The organism is Roseovarius aquimarinus (assembly GCF_043661195.1).
GTDB lineage: Bacteria > Pseudomonadota > Alphaproteobacteria > Rhodobacterales > Rhodobacteraceae > Roseovarius > Roseovarius aquimarinus.
The window spans coordinates 25,505-39,954 of the sequence record NZ_JBIHMM010000005.1; the positions used below are offsets into that span (position 1 = coordinate 25,505).

The 14,450-nt window shown below is 66.1% G+C and carries 16 protein-coding genes; 5 read left to right on the plus strand and 11 right to left on the minus strand.

The features are described 5' to 3' along the window. Positions 1-53: 53 nt before the first annotated feature. The 5 genes from ACGRVM_RS15035 to ACGRVM_RS15055 all read right to left on the minus strand — a co-directional run bounded on the left by ACGRVM_RS15035 (position 54) and on the right by ACGRVM_RS15055 (position 4,642). A complete protein-coding gene (locus ACGRVM_RS15035; protein WP_377172966.1) occupies positions 54-620 on the minus strand; it encodes a hypothetical protein in 567 nt (188 codons plus the stop codon). Beyond that, entirely contained in the window at positions 602-1,720 is a 1,119-nt protein-coding gene (locus tag ACGRVM_RS15040) for an exo-alpha-sialidase (RefSeq protein ID WP_377172967.1), read from the minus strand. The genes ACGRVM_RS15035 and ACGRVM_RS15040 overlap by 19 nt, the downstream gene beginning before the upstream one ends. A 1-nt stretch (position 1,721) precedes the next feature. After that, a complete protein-coding gene (locus ACGRVM_RS15045; RefSeq protein WP_377172969.1) occupies positions 1,722-2,705 on the minus strand; it encodes an NAD(P)H-quinone oxidoreductase in 984 nt (327 codons plus the stop codon). Between the two features lie 11 nt (positions 2,706-2,716). Then, complete coding sequence (locus ACGRVM_RS15050; protein ID WP_377172970.1) at positions 2,717-3,394, minus strand: COQ9 family protein; 678 nt, start codon at positions 3,392-3,394, stop codon at positions 2,717-2,719. Between the two features lie 72 nt (positions 3,395-3,466). Beyond that, on the minus strand, positions 3,467-4,642 hold the full coding sequence (locus ACGRVM_RS15055) for a M24 family metallopeptidase (RefSeq protein WP_377172972.1): 1,176 nt from the start codon (positions 4,640-4,642) through the stop codon (positions 3,467-3,469). A gap of 104 nt (positions 4,643-4,746) precedes the next feature. Here ACGRVM_RS15055 and rpsU point away from each other — a divergent pair, with 104 nt between their 5' ends. Continuing rightward, on the plus strand, positions 4,747-4,953 hold the full coding sequence (gene rpsU / locus ACGRVM_RS15060) for a 30S ribosomal protein S21 (RefSeq protein WP_007118112.1): 207 nt from the start codon (positions 4,747-4,749) through the stop codon (positions 4,951-4,953). A gap of 86 nt (positions 4,954-5,039) precedes the next feature. On the opposite strand, the gene ACGRVM_RS15065 is transcribed toward rpsU, so the two are convergent. The 5 genes from ACGRVM_RS15065 to ACGRVM_RS15085 all read right to left on the minus strand — a co-directional run bounded on the left by ACGRVM_RS15065 (position 5,040) and on the right by ACGRVM_RS15085 (position 8,682). Further along, positions 5,040-5,369, minus strand: coding sequence for a helix-turn-helix transcriptional regulator (locus ACGRVM_RS15065; RefSeq protein WP_377172977.1), 330 nt, complete (start codon positions 5,367-5,369; stop codon positions 5,040-5,042). A gap of 11 nt (positions 5,370-5,380) precedes the next feature. After that, the gene (locus ACGRVM_RS15070; RefSeq protein ID WP_377172978.1) at positions 5,381-5,626 is read right to left on the minus strand and encodes a type II toxin-antitoxin system RelE family toxin; all 246 of its coding nucleotides are present in this window, start codon (positions 5,624-5,626) and stop codon (positions 5,381-5,383) included. 117 nt (positions 5,627-5,743) lie between these two features. Continuing rightward, positions 5,744-6,823, minus strand: a complete 1,080-nt coding sequence (gene dctP, locus ACGRVM_RS15075; RefSeq protein ID WP_377172980.1) for a TRAP transporter substrate-binding protein DctP — start codon at positions 6,821-6,823, stop codon at positions 5,744-5,746. 24 nt (positions 6,824-6,847) lie between these two features. Continuing rightward, the gene (locus ACGRVM_RS15080) at positions 6,848-8,173 is read right to left on the minus strand and encodes a TRAP transporter large permease (protein WP_377172981.1); all 1,326 of its coding nucleotides are present in this window, start codon (positions 8,171-8,173) and stop codon (positions 6,848-6,850) included. Beyond that, complete coding sequence (locus ACGRVM_RS15085) at positions 8,173-8,682, minus strand: TRAP transporter small permease subunit (protein WP_377172983.1); 510 nt, start codon at positions 8,680-8,682, stop codon at positions 8,173-8,175. Before ACGRVM_RS15085 ends, ACGRVM_RS15080 begins: the two co-directional genes overlap by 1 nt. 363 nt (positions 8,683-9,045) lie before the next feature. Between ACGRVM_RS15085 and ACGRVM_RS15090 the strand changes: the two genes are divergently transcribed. Beyond that, positions 9,046-9,708 carry a hypothetical protein gene (locus ACGRVM_RS15090; protein ID WP_377172985.1) on the plus strand — a complete coding sequence of 221 codons (663 nt, stop codon included), beginning with the start codon at positions 9,046-9,048 and terminating at the stop codon, positions 9,706-9,708. A gap of 4 nt (positions 9,709-9,712) precedes the next feature. Here ACGRVM_RS15090 and ACGRVM_RS15095 read toward each other — a convergent pair whose 3' ends face one another. Next, on the minus strand, positions 9,713-10,747 hold the full coding sequence (locus ACGRVM_RS15095; RefSeq protein WP_377172987.1) for a succinylglutamate desuccinylase/aspartoacylase family protein: 1,035 nt from the start codon (positions 10,745-10,747) through the stop codon (positions 9,713-9,715). A 258-nt stretch (positions 10,748-11,005) separates the two neighbouring features. On the opposite strand from ACGRVM_RS15095, the gene ACGRVM_RS15100 reads away from it, so the two are divergent. The 3 genes from ACGRVM_RS15100 to ACGRVM_RS15110 all read left to right on the plus strand — a co-directional run bounded on the left by ACGRVM_RS15100 (position 11,006) and on the right by ACGRVM_RS15110 (position 14,443). Continuing rightward, positions 11,006-11,443 carry a universal stress protein gene (locus ACGRVM_RS15100; RefSeq protein WP_377172988.1) on the plus strand — a complete coding sequence of 146 codons (438 nt, stop codon included), beginning with the start codon at positions 11,006-11,008 and terminating at the stop codon, positions 11,441-11,443. A 12-nt stretch (positions 11,444-11,455) separates the two neighbouring features. Further along, positions 11,456-13,006 (plus strand): alanine/glycine:cation symporter family protein, encoded by a 1,551-nt coding sequence (locus tag ACGRVM_RS15105; protein ID WP_377172990.1) that lies wholly within the window; start codon positions 11,456-11,458, stop codon positions 13,004-13,006. A 123-nt stretch (positions 13,007-13,129) separates the two neighbouring features. Further along, the gene (locus tag ACGRVM_RS15110) at positions 13,130-14,443 is read left to right on the plus strand and encodes an ABC transporter substrate-binding protein (RefSeq protein WP_377172992.1); all 1,314 of its coding nucleotides are present in this window, start codon (positions 13,130-13,132) and stop codon (positions 14,441-14,443) included. Positions 14,444-14,450 lie beyond the last annotated feature (7 nt).

A 14,450-nucleotide genomic window follows, 5' to 3' on the forward strand; every position in this document is an offset into this window, starting at 1 on the left:
AAATATCCTGGGGGAGGCGCGCAGCGCCGGGGGCGAAGCCCCCATGACAACGTTCAGAAAAGGCGCAGCAGCAAGACGAGCGCGACGGCGGGAACGAGCGCCGGATGCAGGATGTGGTCGAAATAATTGCTGCTGCCCCAGCCCATCACCCACATCGCCTGCCCCGTGACCGCCAGGAGCGGCACGAAGACCATGCCCTGCGCCAGCCCATGGGCGCAGAGCGCCAGCACGAATGCCGCGACGGGGATCGGCGCATAGCCCAGCCGATAGAGATCGACAGGCAGCGCCCCCGCCGCCGAGGCGAGGAACGCGGTATAGAGGCCCAGAAAGACCAGAAGCTCGAGACTGCCGAAGGGCGCGATGGGCAGGCCGAGATCCCCCGCCATCTGCCGCAGGATCACGAAGGGCAGCACCGCGCCGATGGGACCCAGAAGCGCGACCGCGCCGCGCAGGGGCAGCGTGTCGCGCAGCAGGATCGCCGCGACGAGGCCGAGCGCGAGGCCGAGCGGCACCGCGATCTGCGCCTGCATCCCAAGGCCGAGGATGAGCCATGCAAGCCAGCCCGTCAGCGAGGCCAGCCAGATCAACGTGAGCGCCCCCGTCATGCGCCGAGTGCCCATGCGAGGTTGAAGACATGCGCGCGGATGCCGCGCTTGGCCCCCACGCTGTAGACGAGCGCGATCCGCCCGTTCGGCAGCGCGCGCATCATCGGATAGCGCGCGTCGCCGCCGCCCTCCTCGAGCGTGCGCAGGTGCCGCCATGTCGCGCCGCCATCCTCGCTCAGCACGAGGTTGAGGATGCCGCCATCGCCCGCATCGTCATTGACCGCCATCAGGATCGCCTCGCCGCCTAACCCGAGCGCCGCGACTGGCGCGCTGGGATTGGGCATCTCCATCTCGCGCACGGTCTCCCACGAGCGCCCGCCGTCCTCGGTGCGGCTGATGAGCAAACGCTTGGAGCCGCTGTCGAAATTGCGCAGGAACGCGACGGCGCGCTCACTGCCGAGCGGCACGATCATCGGCTGGATCGCCTTCATGGGCCCATCGATGCGGCGCATGTCGCGCACGCGCCCCTGCCCGTCCAGCCGGACGAGCGCGCCATAGGTGCCGCCCATCTCGAAATAGGCGGGCAAGGCGTGGGTGCCGTCCGCATAGGCCACCATCGGCGATTTCACCAGAAAAGAGCGGTTGAGGAGCGGCGAGAGGTTCAGCTTGCGCGCATGGCGCGGGCCGTCCGCGCCCATCTCCACCTCCGCGACCGAGGCCATGGCCCAGCCGCCGACCGACACGACCGTCGTATAGAGCCGGCCCGCCGCGCCCTCGCGCTCCACGGTGTTGCCGAGCGTCACGACGAGCTGGCGCGGCTCGAACGCATCGCCGAGCGCCACGCTCGTCAAGCGGGGCGTGACGGGCGACAGCGCGCCCTCCGGCCCGATATCGACGCCGACGACATCCACATCCGCCTGCGCCTCCTGCGAGCCGGCGAACCACAGGACGCTCATACCGGCCTCGGTCAGAACGATGGCGGGCGAGTGGGCGATGCCGCTCTCGGGCACATGGTCAAGCACGGTTTCGAAATGCGGCGCGCCGCCCCGCTCGATCGCCGCGGGTTGCGCGAATTCCCAGCCGAGCGGCGCATCGCGCCGGATCGCCCAGGCGCTCAGGCCGAGGCTGACCGCGCCGAGCGCGAGAATGGCGATCTGCACCGCTCCGAAGGCCATGTCAGCCGACCTTCAGGACGATCTTGCCGATATGGGCGCTGGTCTCCATGCGCTCATGCGCCTTGGCGGCGTCGGCGAGCGCGAATTCGCTATCCATGACCGGCGCGATGCGCCCCGCCTCGAGCAGCGGCCAGACCTCGCGGCGCAGATCGGCGGCGATGCGCGCCTTCGCCAGATCGCTCTGGGGCCGCAGGGTGGAGCCGGTGATGGTCAGGCGCCGCACCATCACTTGCGCGAAATTCAGCTCGGCCTTCATGCCGCCGAGAAAGGCGATCTGGACCAGCCGTCCGTCATCGGCCAGCGCCTTGACGTTGCGGGGGATATACTCGCCGCCGACCATGTCAAGGATGACATTCGCGCCGCCCTCGGCCTTCAGCGCCTCGACGAAATCCTCTTCGCGGTAGTTGATCGCCCTCTCGGCGCCCAGCTCCTCGCACTTGGCGCATTTCTCGGCGGTTCCAGCGGTGGCGAAGACGCGCGCGCCCATGACATGCGCGAGCTGAATCGCCGTCGTGCCGATGCCGGACGAGCCGCCATGGACGAGGAACCGCTCGCCCGCCTGCAATCTGCCGCGGTCGAACACGTTGGTCCAGACCGTGAAGAACGTCTCGGGCAGGCAGGCGGCCTCGGCCATGCCCATTCCGTCCGGTATCGGCAGGCAGTGGGCCGCAGGGGTGGTCACGTATTCGGCATATCCGCCGCCGGGCAACAATGCACAGACCCGGTCGCCGGTTTTCCATTCCGTGACGCCCTCGCCCAGCCCCACGATCTCGCCGGACGCTTCCAGCCCGGGCAGATCGCTGGCCCCCGGCGGCGGGTCGTAGGCCCCGGCACGCTGCAGAGCATCGGGGCGGTTGACGCCCGCGTAAGCGACGCGGATCAGCACTTCGCCCGGGCGCGGCTCTGGCATGGGGCGCTCGGCCTGTTTCAGAACCTCGGGGCCGCCATGGGCGGTGATCTCGACGGCCAGCATGGTCTTGCTCATTCGATCGTCCTTCACTTCGCGGTCCAGCGGCCCGGCATGTCGGTCTGGCCCGCCGGGGCGCGCACATGTCCGAGGATCTTCATCGGACCGGCCATTAGCGTGCTGATGATCCGGCTGTCATTCGCCTTGGCCTTCAGCTTTTCGATCTGCATCACATCGTCGATGCGCCGGTCGAGGAACTCCCATGTCGCGGCGGCCTCGAGGCTGTCGTCGCCCAGCCAGTAAAGCACGGTCGAGCCATAGACGCCCGAGAGCGTCGCGCGCTTGGTGTACCAGTTGTAATCCTCGGACGTGTCGCCGAGCGCGGTCCAGATGCGGTCGGCGGTGCCCCAGATGGCGCGCGCGCCGTCGGCGGCGTGCTGCGGCAGGGCGAAGAGCGTGCTGCCCCGGCGCACCATCTCGCGCTCGCCCGCCTCGATGCGCCAGCGCACGGCGGATTTCACGCGGTCGGTAAAGCGCATCTCGCCCATGTCCTCGGCCTCGATCCGATCGAGCATCGCGCGGTCCCCGGCCTCGTGATAGGCGAGCGCGAGGTCCACCGCGCCGCGCGGCAGGGCGGCGCGGGCCAGCGCGGGCTCGATCCCCGCGTCACGCGCGCTCGCATCGAAAGCGGCGCGGCTCCAGCCGTCGAAGGGCACATGGGCCTCGGCGGCGCTCAGCATCTTCGCGATAATCTCGTCATTGGTCATGTCGGCCTCACCTTGCTTGGTTGTCCTCTCGAAACCCGCCGGACGGACGCCGCGCTTGCGCGGGCGATGCCGTCAGTTCAGCAGGCCTTCATTGAAAGGATAGGTCGTCAGCCGTTCGGTTCCCGTCTCCGTGATGAGAAACTGGTCCTCGAGCTTGACCCCCTGCGCTTCCTGCTCGGCGCCGATATAGCTTTCGATGCAGATCACCATGCCGGGACGGAACGCGCCTTCGAAGCGATAGTTTTCGCCCTCGAAATAATGCGGGACGTAGGGAAACTCGCCGCACAGGCCCAGCCCATGCGCGAGGCAGTAATAGCCGTGGCCGCGATAGGCCGCGGGAATGGGCCAGGCGCCGCGCGCGAACTCCTCAAAGCGGACGCCCGGACCGAGGCGCGCGGCGTTGTGCTGAAGCTGGTCATATGCGAGGCGGTAGAGCTTCTTCTGCTCGGCGCTCGCCGCGCCGTCGCCGCAGAGGAAGGTGCGCGAGAAATCGACAGCGTAGCCCATGTATCCCAGCGCGTCGGTGTCGAAACAGACGAGATCGCCCGCCTCCATGCGGCGCGGTCCGGCCTCCTGGAAATAGGGGAAGGTGCGCGGCCCGGACTGGAAAAGCCGGGTCGAGACGTATTCGCCATCGGTCGCGATCAGGTGGCGGTGGAACTCGGCCCAGACCTCGACTTCGCTCGCGCCCGGCGCGATGGCCGCCTCGAGCGAGCCCGCCGCCGCCTCTACGCGGCGGACCGCCTCGCGCATGACCGCGATCTCGGAGGGCTGCTTGATGAGCCGCGCCTCGGCCAGAACGCCGGTCGCGTCGCCGACCGCGAGATGCCCCGCGCGCAGCGCATCGCTCACCGGGGCGCCGAAGCCCTCGATCCAGACCGCGCCCGAATCGGCGACGAGCGCGCTCACCTGCGCAGCGAGATCGGCGATCCCTTCGACATGGGCCGGCCCGGAGATGGGCGTGAGCCCCGGCGCCGCGCGCACCTCGTCCACGACGGGGTTGCCCATGACCAGATGTTCGCAGCCCGCGAATTCCCAGAGCACCGTGTGGCCATCGGCCCGCACCAGCGCGAAGCGGAACGGCCCCATGAGACTGAAAACCGTCATGTTGCGCTGGCCGGTCGCGTAGAGGATGTTGATGGGATCGGAGGTGAGCACGGCCGAGACGCCCTGCTCGGCCATGACGTCGAGCAAACGGCGGTGCCGCTCCTGGACGAGAGCATCGGTGGGATCGAAGGCTTTGTTCATGGCGAAACTCTGGACAGATACGCTGGACAGCGCAAGGTCATTCTGCTAAGCACGGCGCTCCTGCAAAATCTTGCAAATTCAACTTAGGAAGGTGGTGACACCACATGCAGGTTAGTGTTCGCGACAACAATGTCGATCAGGCGCTCCGTGCCCTGAAGAAGAAACTGCAGCGCGAAGGCGTGTTTCGGGAAATGAAGCTCAAGCAACATTTCGAGAAGCCGTCCGAGAAGAAAGCGCGCGAGAAGGCCGAGGCGATCCGCCGTGCCCGTAAACTGGCCCGGAAGAAAGCCCAGCGCGAAGGGATGATGTAATAGCGCCCCTGCGCCGGTTTCGACCGACACGAGTGAATTGAAGAACCCCCCGGAGCGAGAGCTGCGGGGGGTTTTTTTTCTCGGCGTCAGATCAGGTCGTCGATCGCCACGTCGAGCGCGGTCGCCAGCTTGGCGAGCGTCTCGACCGAGCCGGTCTTGCGCGCCTTCTCGATATCCGCGATCTGCACGCGGTTGACGCCGGACGCGCGCGCGAGCTCCGACTGGTTCATGCCGCGATGCTCCCGCCAGAGCTTCAACAGGCTTTCGCCTTCCAGCATGCGCCGCGCGAACGCGGCCGGAACGCCAGGTTTCGGATCCGCCAGATAGTCGGCCACGGCTTTTTCATCGAGCGAATCTTCGGCCAGCGCGACGAGCCGGTCGAATTCCGCCTTGGGGATCGTGATCATTTCGCCCATAGCCGTCTCCTTCAATATGCACTGCCGCGTGCGGCGATTCTCAAAACGTCGATCACCTCGTCATCCACCATGATGACGCGCCAATCCCCCACCCTTAGCCGAATGGCATTCTCGCCCTTGAGCGCCTTGACGTTGTTGGCCTGCGAACTTGGGTCGGCGGCATATGCCTCGATCTTCGACAGAATGCGCTCAGCCGTGTTTCTGGGCATCCTGCGCAATGCCTTCAACGCGGCGGGCTGAAAAGCGATCTGCTTCATTTCGCTTATATGTAGCCTACGGCTACACTCCTGTCAATCCGGCCAAGCCGCGTGTCACGAAAAAGCCCCCGCCTTTCGGCAGGGGCTCCTTATCTTCTCAAACGTACCGCCTGAAACTTACATGCAGTCCTTGATCGCCTGCACGTCCGGGCCGTTCGGGGTCCGGCCCAAGTTGAAGGGGGCCGAGGCGTCGCGCCACTGGGCGTAGTCGTTGAGGTACTCCAGCATCGACACATAGACCTTGGCCGAGTTGGGGTTCTCGCAGGCGGTCTCGATGATGACCTCGTTGGCCATTTCCTGCACCTTCGCCAGCGTCTCGTCGTCATAGCGGTTGATCGTGACCGCCTCGTCGAACTTGGCATAGGCTTCGGTTGCGCGCTTCTCGGTGAAGGCGAGCGACCACATCATCGTGGCGTCGGCTGCGATCTTGAGCTTCTCCTGCGTCTCGGGGCTCAGCGCGTCCCAGGCGGACTTGTTGATCATCACGCCGAAGACCGAGGCCGACTGGTGCCAGCCGGGGGTCGCCCAGTATTTGGTGACCTGCTGGAAGCCCGCGGACCAGTCCACGTTCGGGGTCGAGAATTCGGCGCCGTCGATCACGCCGCGCTCGAGCGACTGATAGATCTCGCCGCCCGACATCGACACCTGGTTGCCGCCCAGCTGCTCGAGCAGTTTGCCCTGCTCGAGGCCCGAGAGGCGCAGGCGCTTGCCCTGAAGATCTTCGAGCGAGGTGATCGGCTCGTTCGTGCGGAAGCCCGATTCGTTGTTGGTCAGACCGTAAGGCAGATAGACCATGCCGAACTGGCCGTAGATCTCGTTATAGAGATCGGCGCCGCCCCACTGCTGGATCCAGTTGGCGTAATCGACCGCGTTGAAGAGCGAGGGCGTGGTCGCCAGTGCCGAGAAGGCGGCGTCGCGGCCGGCCCAGTAGCCCGGCCAGTCGGCGCCGGCCTGCACGGTGCCCGATTCGACCGCGCCGAAGACTTCGCCCGCGGGCACGAGCGAGCCACCCTCGAAGAACTCGATGGTCAGCTCGTCACCCGTCAGCTTGTTCGCCAGATCGACGAATTTCTTGTCGGTCTCGATCAGCTCGAGCGAGGAGGGCCATGTCGTGGTCATGGTCCAGCTTTGCTGCGCCATCGCCTGTCCGGCGATCGACGCTGCGGCGGCAGCCGCGATGAGCGTGAGTTTGGTCATGCTTTCTCTCCCTGTTGGTTAGCATCAGTTTCCGTAAAGAGCGCTCGGCAACCATTCCACCAATGGCGGAAAGCTGGCGACGAGCACGCACATCGCGACGATCAGCCCGATGAAGGGCAGCACGCCGCGGATGATGTGGCCGGTGCGCACCTCCTTCGGTGCGATGGCGCGCAAGTAGAAGAGCGCGTATCCGAAGGGTGGCGTCAGGAACGAGGTCTGAAGCACCACGGCCATCAGCACCACGAACCACAGCAGGCTCACGCCCTCCATCTCCTGCACGATGGGCAGGAAGATCGGGAAGGACAAAAGCACGATCCCGGTCCAGTCGAGGAAGGCGCCGAGGATGAAGACGATGAACATCATCATCGCGATCAGCATCCACGGCTCCATGTCGAGGCCGCGAATGATCTCCTGAGTGGCGCGAAGGCCCCCGGTGATGTTGAAGACGCCCGTGAAGGCCGTGGCGCCGACGACGATGAAGAGGATCATCGCCGAGGTGCGCCCGGTCTCGAGCATGGCCGAATAGAAGGTGCGCCACGCAAATTTCTTGCGCGCGATCACGATCAGAAGGGCGAGGCCCGCGCCGATGGCCGAGGCTTCGGTCGCCGTCGCCACACCGGCGAGGAGCGAGCCGAGGATGCCGAAGATGAGCACCAGCGGCGGCAGCGCCTCGACGACGAGCATGCGCACCAGCGCGCCGCGGCTGATCTTCTCGTCTTGCTGGACGGACGGCGCGAGATCGGGCCGCACGACCGAAACGATATAGACATAAAGGGCGTAGCTCAGCCCCAGAAGGACGCCCGGGATCATCGATCCGGCGAAGAGATCGCCCACGGTGAGGGGCGAATAGCTGGCCATGAGGATGAGCATGATCGACGGCGGAATGAGGATGCCGAGACAGCCCGACGCGGCGATGACGCCCGTGGTCAGCGTGGGCGCATAGCCGTATTGCAGCATGGGCCGAAGGGCCATGACGCCCATCACAGTGATCGACGCGCCGATGATGCCGGTCGTCGCGGCCAGAAGGATCGAGATGAAGACCACGGCGAGCGCGAGGCCGCCGCGAACGTTGCTGAGCAGAAGGCGCAGCGCCTCGAACATTCGGTCGGTCACGCCTGAATCCGATAGGAACCTGGCCATCAGCACGAAAAGCGGGATCGCGATCAGCGTGTAATTGTCCAGAACGTCGCCGAAGACGCGGTTGATGACGATGCCCAGAACCATCGTCTTGCCGGTGATGATTGCGGTCAGAACCGCCGTGCCGCCCAGCACGAAGGCGAGCGGGTGGCCCATGAAAAGGCCCACCAGCAGAAGGCCGAACATGAGAAGTGCGATCAGTTCCGGTTGCATCAGATGGCCTCCTCGGACGTGGTATCGACATCGAGCAGGATCTTGAGCACCTCGGCGATGCCCTGCACCAGCAGAAGGCCCGCCGCGACCGCCATCGAGATCTTGAGCGGATAGACCGGCATCTGGATCGCGCCGTAGGTCACCTCGCCCTGGTTGTAGGAGGTCATGGCGAAATCCCACGAACGCATCGTGAAGACGTAGGCGAAGGGAAAGAAGAAGATCGCATAGCCCAGCACGTCGATGATGCGCTGCCAGCCGCGGCTGAAATTCTCGGTCAGGATGTCGACCCGCACATGCGCCTTGTGCCGCAGCGCATAGCCGCCCAGCATGATGAAGTAGAACCCGAAGAACTGCTTGGACACATCGAAGGCCCAGCGCGTCGGTTCGCTGAAGACGTAGCGCATGACGACGTCGTAGATGATGATCCCGGCGAAGATGATGGCGACGACGGCAACGATGCGCCCGACCACCTCGTTCAGCCCGTCGATGGCGCGGATTATGCTGTGCATGTCTGGTCCATGTTTGTTTCCTCCCCGCGCAGCTTTTGCACCCGGCCCGCACCTTTCCGGTGCGGCGCGCCGTGGGCCTCTTTCCGGGCCGGGCGGCACGCCCTCTCCTGACCGCGCAGTACCTGCGACGTTGCCACCCTTATGCTTTCCCAAGCTGATTGCAAGTGCATACAAAGGCATACAATACGCATCTTTAGCGCGTAACGTGGCGTCAGTCTGCCCGGGAAAGGCGGTGGCAGGCAAGCGGGCGCGCGCCCATTGCCCGGCGTTTCGCCTTGATGGAGCGGGATTGCTGGCATATCTGCTTGGCCAATCGGGGCGCGCCGGGCGGCGGTCCCTTCCGCTGTCCCGAAAGGCGCGTGCATGACCGCAATCCGCAAATTCGAAACCGGGCTGATGGCGCTGGTCGTCCTCACCCTCGCCCTGACGGTGATTCTCGCTCTGGTGGCGCCCGACTATTTCACGCTCTCCTTCGCCAAGGAGGACGGGCCGGTGGAGTGGAGCACGGCGCTGTTCCTTCTGGTGGCCAGCGTCGTCATGGCGACGCATGCCGTCTCGCTCTGGCGTCAGGGGCGGCGCGGGGCGGCGCTTTTGACGGCGTTCTACGGGCTTCTCTTCTTCATGGCGGCGGGCGAGGAAATTTCGTGGGGCCAGCGTATCTTCGGCTGGGAATCGAGCGAGTTCTTCCTCGAGAACAACAAGCAGGACGAGACGAACCTGCACAACTTGATGGTGGGCGACGTGCACCTGACCAAGTCGCTCTTCGGTCCGGTGCTGACGATCTGCATCCTGCTCTATCTCGTCGGGCTGCCGCTGCTCTATCCCAAGGGCGGGCGCATCGCGGCGCTGGCCGACCGTTTCGCCGTGCCGGTGCCGTGGCTCAAGCACGCGGCCATCGCGCTCGTCGCAAGCGTCATCATCGCGGTGCTGGACGTGGACCGCAAATGGGAGGTCTACGAGCTGATCTTCAGCCTCGTCATCGTGTCGATCTTCCTCATCCCGCAGAACCCGGCCAAGACGCGCTGACGGCTCAGAGGATCTCGTCCTCGTCGAAGAGCGGAGCCGCGTCCATCTGCGCCGCCACGCCGTCAGACGCCATCTCGCCGCGCGGCGTGCTGGCGATGTGGAACAGCGCCTCGCCCTCGTAGACCACGGGCATGTTCGTGCGCCCGATCACGATCCCCGCCTCGTCGCAGATCACCTCGGCCTCGTTCTCGCCGAAAGGATCGGTCACGGCGCCGAGCACGGTGCCTGGCTCGACCGCGTCCCCGATCGCGCGGTAGCCCCGGAAAAGCCCGCCCTTGGGGGCGCGGAACCAATGCGAGGCGCTGCACATCACGGTCGTGGCCCGCGCGCGCGGCACGCCCTTCTGCGCGATCATGCCCAGCGACTGCATCACGCGCAGGATGCCCGAAAGCCCCGCGCGCGCGGCAAGCTCGTCGAAGCGCAGCCCCTCGCCGCCCTCGTAGAGCAGGACATCCACCCCCGCCTCCTCGGCGGCCATGCGCAGCGATCCCTCGCGCAGCTTGGAATTCAGCATGACCGGCGCGCCGAAGGCCCGGCCCAGCGCGGCGAGGCGCGCATTGCCCGGCGTCAGACGGATCTGCGGCAGGTTCGTGCGGTGAATCGCGGCTGAATGCAGGTCGATCCCGATCTCGGCGCGCATCACGATCTCGCGCATGAAGATATCCGCGAGACGCGAGGCCATCGAGCCCTCGGCGCCGCCCGGAAAGCAGCGGTTGAGATCGCGCCGGTCCGGCAGGTAGCGCGCGTTGTTGAGAAACCCGTAGGTGTTGACGATCGGCACGGCCAGAAGCGTGCCCGAGAGCGACTTCAAGGGCGCGGCGCGCAGAAGTCGGCGCACGATCTCGACCCCGATCACCTCGTCGCCGTGAATCGCCGCCGAGACGAACATGACCGGGCCGGGCCTGCGCCCATGCACCACATGCGCCGAAAGATTGACGGGCGTGTGATCCGACAGGGTGCTGACCGGAATATCGACCGTGCGGCGCGAACCGGGCGCGATCACCGCGCCCGCGATTTCGAATGGCTGGATCCCCGGCATGAACGCGCCCCCTGCTCGCTTTGGCGACAGCGGTAGGCGGTTTGCGCGCGCCTGTCCACTTCGCCGCCGTGCCGGCGCGCCGGCCATCCCGGGCCGTGTCCGGCGCGCCTCATCACGAATGATGATCGCCATCGACAAAAATCTGTTACAATTTGTCGCAGGTGCCGTTTTCGGAGCCTATAGGTGCGCAGGCAGACGCGCCGCGCGGCCATCCCGGAGAGATCACGGCGCCCGTAGAAAGCGGAGGAGCTCGGGACAATGACAACGAAACTGGTGGTGGGCCTCGACGGTCACCCCTCGGGCGAGAGGGCGCTGGCACATGCGCGCCGCCTCGCCGAGCTGATCGGAGATTGCGAGTTGGTGCTGGCCTATATCGTGGAATGGTCTCCCTTCTCGTTCCAGACGGCCGAGGAGAACGCGCAGCGCCACAAGCGCCGCGAGGAAGAGATCGACACCGCGATGGAGCGGGTCGTGAATCCGGCGATCGAGCAGATGAAGGCGGCGGGCATCGCCGCGCGCGGCATGGTGCGCCACGGGGACGTCTCGGACGCGCTGATCGCCATCTCGCGCGATGTGGGCGCCGAGCAGATCGTCGTTGCGCGCACCTCGGAGGGCGGCTTTGCCAAGCGGTTCTTCGGCAGTTCGACCTCCAACCTCGTGATGAGCTCGTCCGTGCCCGTCACCGTCGTCAGCTAAGGAGACGCTCCCATGACATTCGTGCAAAAACTGCTGACCGGTGCGCTGGCCCTGGCCCTGCCGACCGGCGCTGCGGCGCAAGAGGCGATGACGCTCGACGCCAGGGTGAACGCGGCCTTCGCCGATTTCACCGGCCCCTTCGTCAGCCTGATCTTCGCGCCCTTCCCCGGCACCGATTTCCCGTGGATCGTGATGTGGCTGGTCATCGGCGCCAGCATCTTCACGCTCTATTTCGGCTTCGTTCAGTTCCGCTTCTTCGGCCATGCGATCAAGCTGGTGAAGGGCGACTATTCCGATCCCAATGACGCGGGCGAGGTCAGCCATTTCCAGGCGCTCACCACGGCGCTTTCGGGTACGGTCGGCCTCGGCAACATCGCGGGCGTCGCGGTGGCCATCGGCATCGGCGGGCCCGGCGCGACCTTCTGGATGATCCTCGCGGGCCTTCTCGGCATGGCGTCGAAATTCACCGAATGCACGCTCGCGGTGAAATATCGCAACGAGTATCCCGACGGCACCGTCTCGGGCGGGCCGATGTATTACATGAAGAAAGGCTTCGCCGAGCTGGGCCTTCCGGGCGGCGGCTTCCTCGCCATCATGTTCTCGATCTTCTGCATCCTCGGCGCGCTCGGCGGCGGCAACATGTTCCAGGCCAACCAGGCGCATGCGCAGATCGCGGGCATCGTGGGCGATTATCCGGGCTGGATCACCGGCCTCGTCTTCGCCGCGGTCGTCTTCGCGGTGATCGTTGGCGGCATCAAGTCCATCGCCAAAGTCACCGAAAAGATCGTGCCCTTCATGGGCATCCTCTATGTCGGCGCGGCGCTCGTCATCATCCTCGTGAATTACGACCAGATCGGCACGGCCTTTGGCCAGATCTTCGCCGGCGCCTTCACCGGCCTCGGCGTCGCGGGCGGGCTGGTCGGCGCGCTGATCCAGGGGTTCAAGCGGGCGGCCTTCTCGAACGAGGCGGGCGTCGGCTCGGCGGCGATCGCCCACGCGGCGGTGCGCACCAAGGAGCCTATCACCGAAGGGTTCGTCTCGCTGCTCGAGCCGCTGATCGACACGGTGGTGATCTGCACCATGACCGCGCTCGTCATCATCATCTCGGGCCAGCTCATCTCGGACCCCGAGACCGGCCTCTTCGTGCTGAACGAGGCGGGCACCGCGATCTCGACCGTGGGCGACACCTCGGGCGTCGCGCTGACCTCGGCGGCCTTCGGCTCGGCCATCGGCTGGTTCCCCTATGTGCTGGCCGTCGCCGTGGTGCTCTTCGCCTTCTCGACGATGATCTCCTGGAGCTATTATGGCCTCAAGGCGTGGACCTACCTCTTCGGCGAGGGCTACGCGTCCGAGCTGACCTTCAAATTGATCTTCTGCGTCTTCATCGTGATCGGCGCGGCGGCGAGCCTCGGCCCGGTCATCGACTTCTCGGACGCGGCGATCTTCGCGATGGCGGTGGTCAACATCTTTGCGCTCTACTTCCTGATGCGGCTGGTGCGGCGCGAGTTGAACAGCTACGCGGGCCGGCTCAAGTCGGGCGAGATCAAGGAATACGCCCACTAGATCGGGCGGCATCCGCGAAAATGAGAACACCCGCGCCACGGTGCGGGTGTTTTCGTCCCGAGCACACGCAGAGGGATGAAAGGGCCTGTGCAGAGGCAGCGCGGCGGTGCTAGATTCGCGCGCATGACGTCTTCCAGCTTCGCCCACCGCCTCGCCGTCCGCAGCGCCCTGCCGCGCCTCAGCGCCGGCGCGCGCGCGCCGGTCAATATCGGGTTTCTGGGCCCGCTCAGCGGCCCGGTCCAAAGCTGGGGCCTGCCGGGGCTGAACGGCGCGAGGATCTGGGAGGATTGGCTGAACGCCGCCGGCGGGCTGATGATCGACGGGCAAAGGCACCCGGTGCGCATCCATGCCTTCGACTGCGGCTATGACCCCGAGCATTCGATGGAAGGCGCGCGGCAGATGGTGCAGCGCCACGAGGTCGCGCTCTTGATGATGCTGGGCGGCGACACCTTCACGCCGGTGCGCGATTTCCTGATGCGCTCGCGCGTCCTCACCTCGACGCTGCTGCCCTCGGACCTCACGCCCGACACCCCCTGGCTGATCGCGCCAAGCGAGCTGCACCCGATCTATTGCGTGACCGGCATCGACTGGCTGGCGCGCGCGCGCCCGAACCTCGGGACCGCCGCGATCTGCAGCCAGACCGACGCGCTCGGGCTGCCGTCGCTCGCCACCTATCGCGCGGCGTTCAAGGCGGCGGGGATCGCAATCACGCGCGAGGTGCAGTACCCGCCCGAACAGACCGACCCCGCCCCGATCGTCGATGCGATGCTGGAGGACGCGCCCGATATCCTTTGCTGGTCGACGAGCTATGCGCCGATGGTGCATGCGATGACCGAATACGCCCATGCCCGCGGCTTCGCGGGGCAGATCGTCTCCTGCACGCTCGACAATTATCCCGCGCTCGTCGCGCGCACCTCGCCCGAGTTCATGGAGGGCACGCTCTTCCAGTTTCCCGATTTCGACGATCCGCTCCTGCGCGAGAAGGCCTTCTTCTTCAATCAGCCGGACATGTTCTTCGAGGAATACAACCGCCGTTTCCCGGAAAGCTGGAGTGCGGTGAGCTGGGAATATGTCGCGGTCCTCGAGATCTGGCAGGCCGCCGTGGAAAAGTCCGGAAGCCTTGCGCCCGCCTCGGTTCTGGCGGCGATGAAGCAGCTTGGGCAGGTCACGCACGCCTTCGGGCCCGCCGAATGGTGGGGCGACGAGATGTTCGGCATCTCGAACGCGCTGGTGGGCGACTGGCCGGTCGTGACGCTTCAGAGTGGCAAGGCGCGCATCACCGAATTCGGCTCCATCCCGGCATGGCTCGGGCGGCACGGCGCCCTTCTGCGGCGCGAGATGTCCGATCTCGGGCAGCTTTGGGAGCAGCGCCTCGCGCGGGGCGGCTGGGCCCACGGCGCCACCGACCGCGCGGATGCCTCCGGAGATCGCGGCTAGGATGCGC

Bases quoted from the DNA above. Each gene is read 5' to 3' on its own strand.
- ACGRVM_RS15035 (WP_377172966.1), bottom strand. From the start codon at position 620: ATGGGCACTCGGCGCATGACGGGGGCGCTCACGTTGATCTGGCTGGCC.
- ACGRVM_RS15040 (WP_377172967.1), bottom strand. From the start codon at position 1,720: ATGGCCTTCGGAGCGGTGCAGATCGCCATTCTCGCGCTCGGCGCGGTC.
- ACGRVM_RS15045 (WP_377172969.1), bottom strand. From the start codon at position 2,705: ATGAGCAAGACCATGCTGGCCGTCGAGATCACCGCCCATGGCGGCCCC.
- ACGRVM_RS15050 (WP_377172970.1), bottom strand. From the start codon at position 3,394: ATGACCAATGACGAGATTATCGCGAAGATGCTGAGCGCCGCCGAGGCC.
- ACGRVM_RS15055 (WP_377172972.1), bottom strand. From the start codon at position 4,642: ATGAACAAAGCCTTCGATCCCACCGATGCTCTCGTCCAGGAGCGGCAC.
- rpsU (WP_007118112.1), top strand. From the start codon at position 4,747: ATGCAGGTTAGTGTTCGCGACAACAATGTCGATCAGGCGCTCCGTGCC.
- ACGRVM_RS15065 (WP_377172977.1), bottom strand. From the start codon at position 5,369: ATGGGCGAAATGATCACGATCCCCAAGGCGGAATTCGACCGGCTCGTC.
- ACGRVM_RS15070 (WP_377172978.1), bottom strand. From the start codon at position 5,626: ATGAAGCAGATCGCTTTTCAGCCCGCCGCGTTGAAGGCATTGCGCAGG.
- dctP (WP_377172980.1), bottom strand. From the start codon at position 6,823: ATGACCAAACTCACGCTCATCGCGGCTGCCGCCGCAGCGTCGATCGCC.
- ACGRVM_RS15080 (WP_377172981.1), bottom strand. From the start codon at position 8,173: ATGCAACCGGAACTGATCGCACTTCTCATGTTCGGCCTTCTGCTGGTG.
- ACGRVM_RS15085 (WP_377172983.1), bottom strand. From the start codon at position 8,682: ATGCACAGCATAATCCGCGCCATCGACGGGCTGAACGAGGTGGTCGGG.
- ACGRVM_RS15090 (WP_377172985.1), top strand. From the start codon at position 9,046: ATGACCGCAATCCGCAAATTCGAAACCGGGCTGATGGCGCTGGTCGTC.
- ACGRVM_RS15095 (WP_377172987.1), bottom strand. From the start codon at position 10,747: ATGCCGGGGATCCAGCCATTCGAAATCGCGGGCGCGGTGATCGCGCCC.
- ACGRVM_RS15100 (WP_377172988.1), top strand. From the start codon at position 11,006: ATGACAACGAAACTGGTGGTGGGCCTCGACGGTCACCCCTCGGGCGAG.
- ACGRVM_RS15105 (WP_377172990.1), top strand. From the start codon at position 11,456: ATGACATTCGTGCAAAAACTGCTGACCGGTGCGCTGGCCCTGGCCCTG.
- ACGRVM_RS15110 (WP_377172992.1), top strand. From the start codon at position 13,130: ATGACGTCTTCCAGCTTCGCCCACCGCCTCGCCGTCCGCAGCGCCCTG.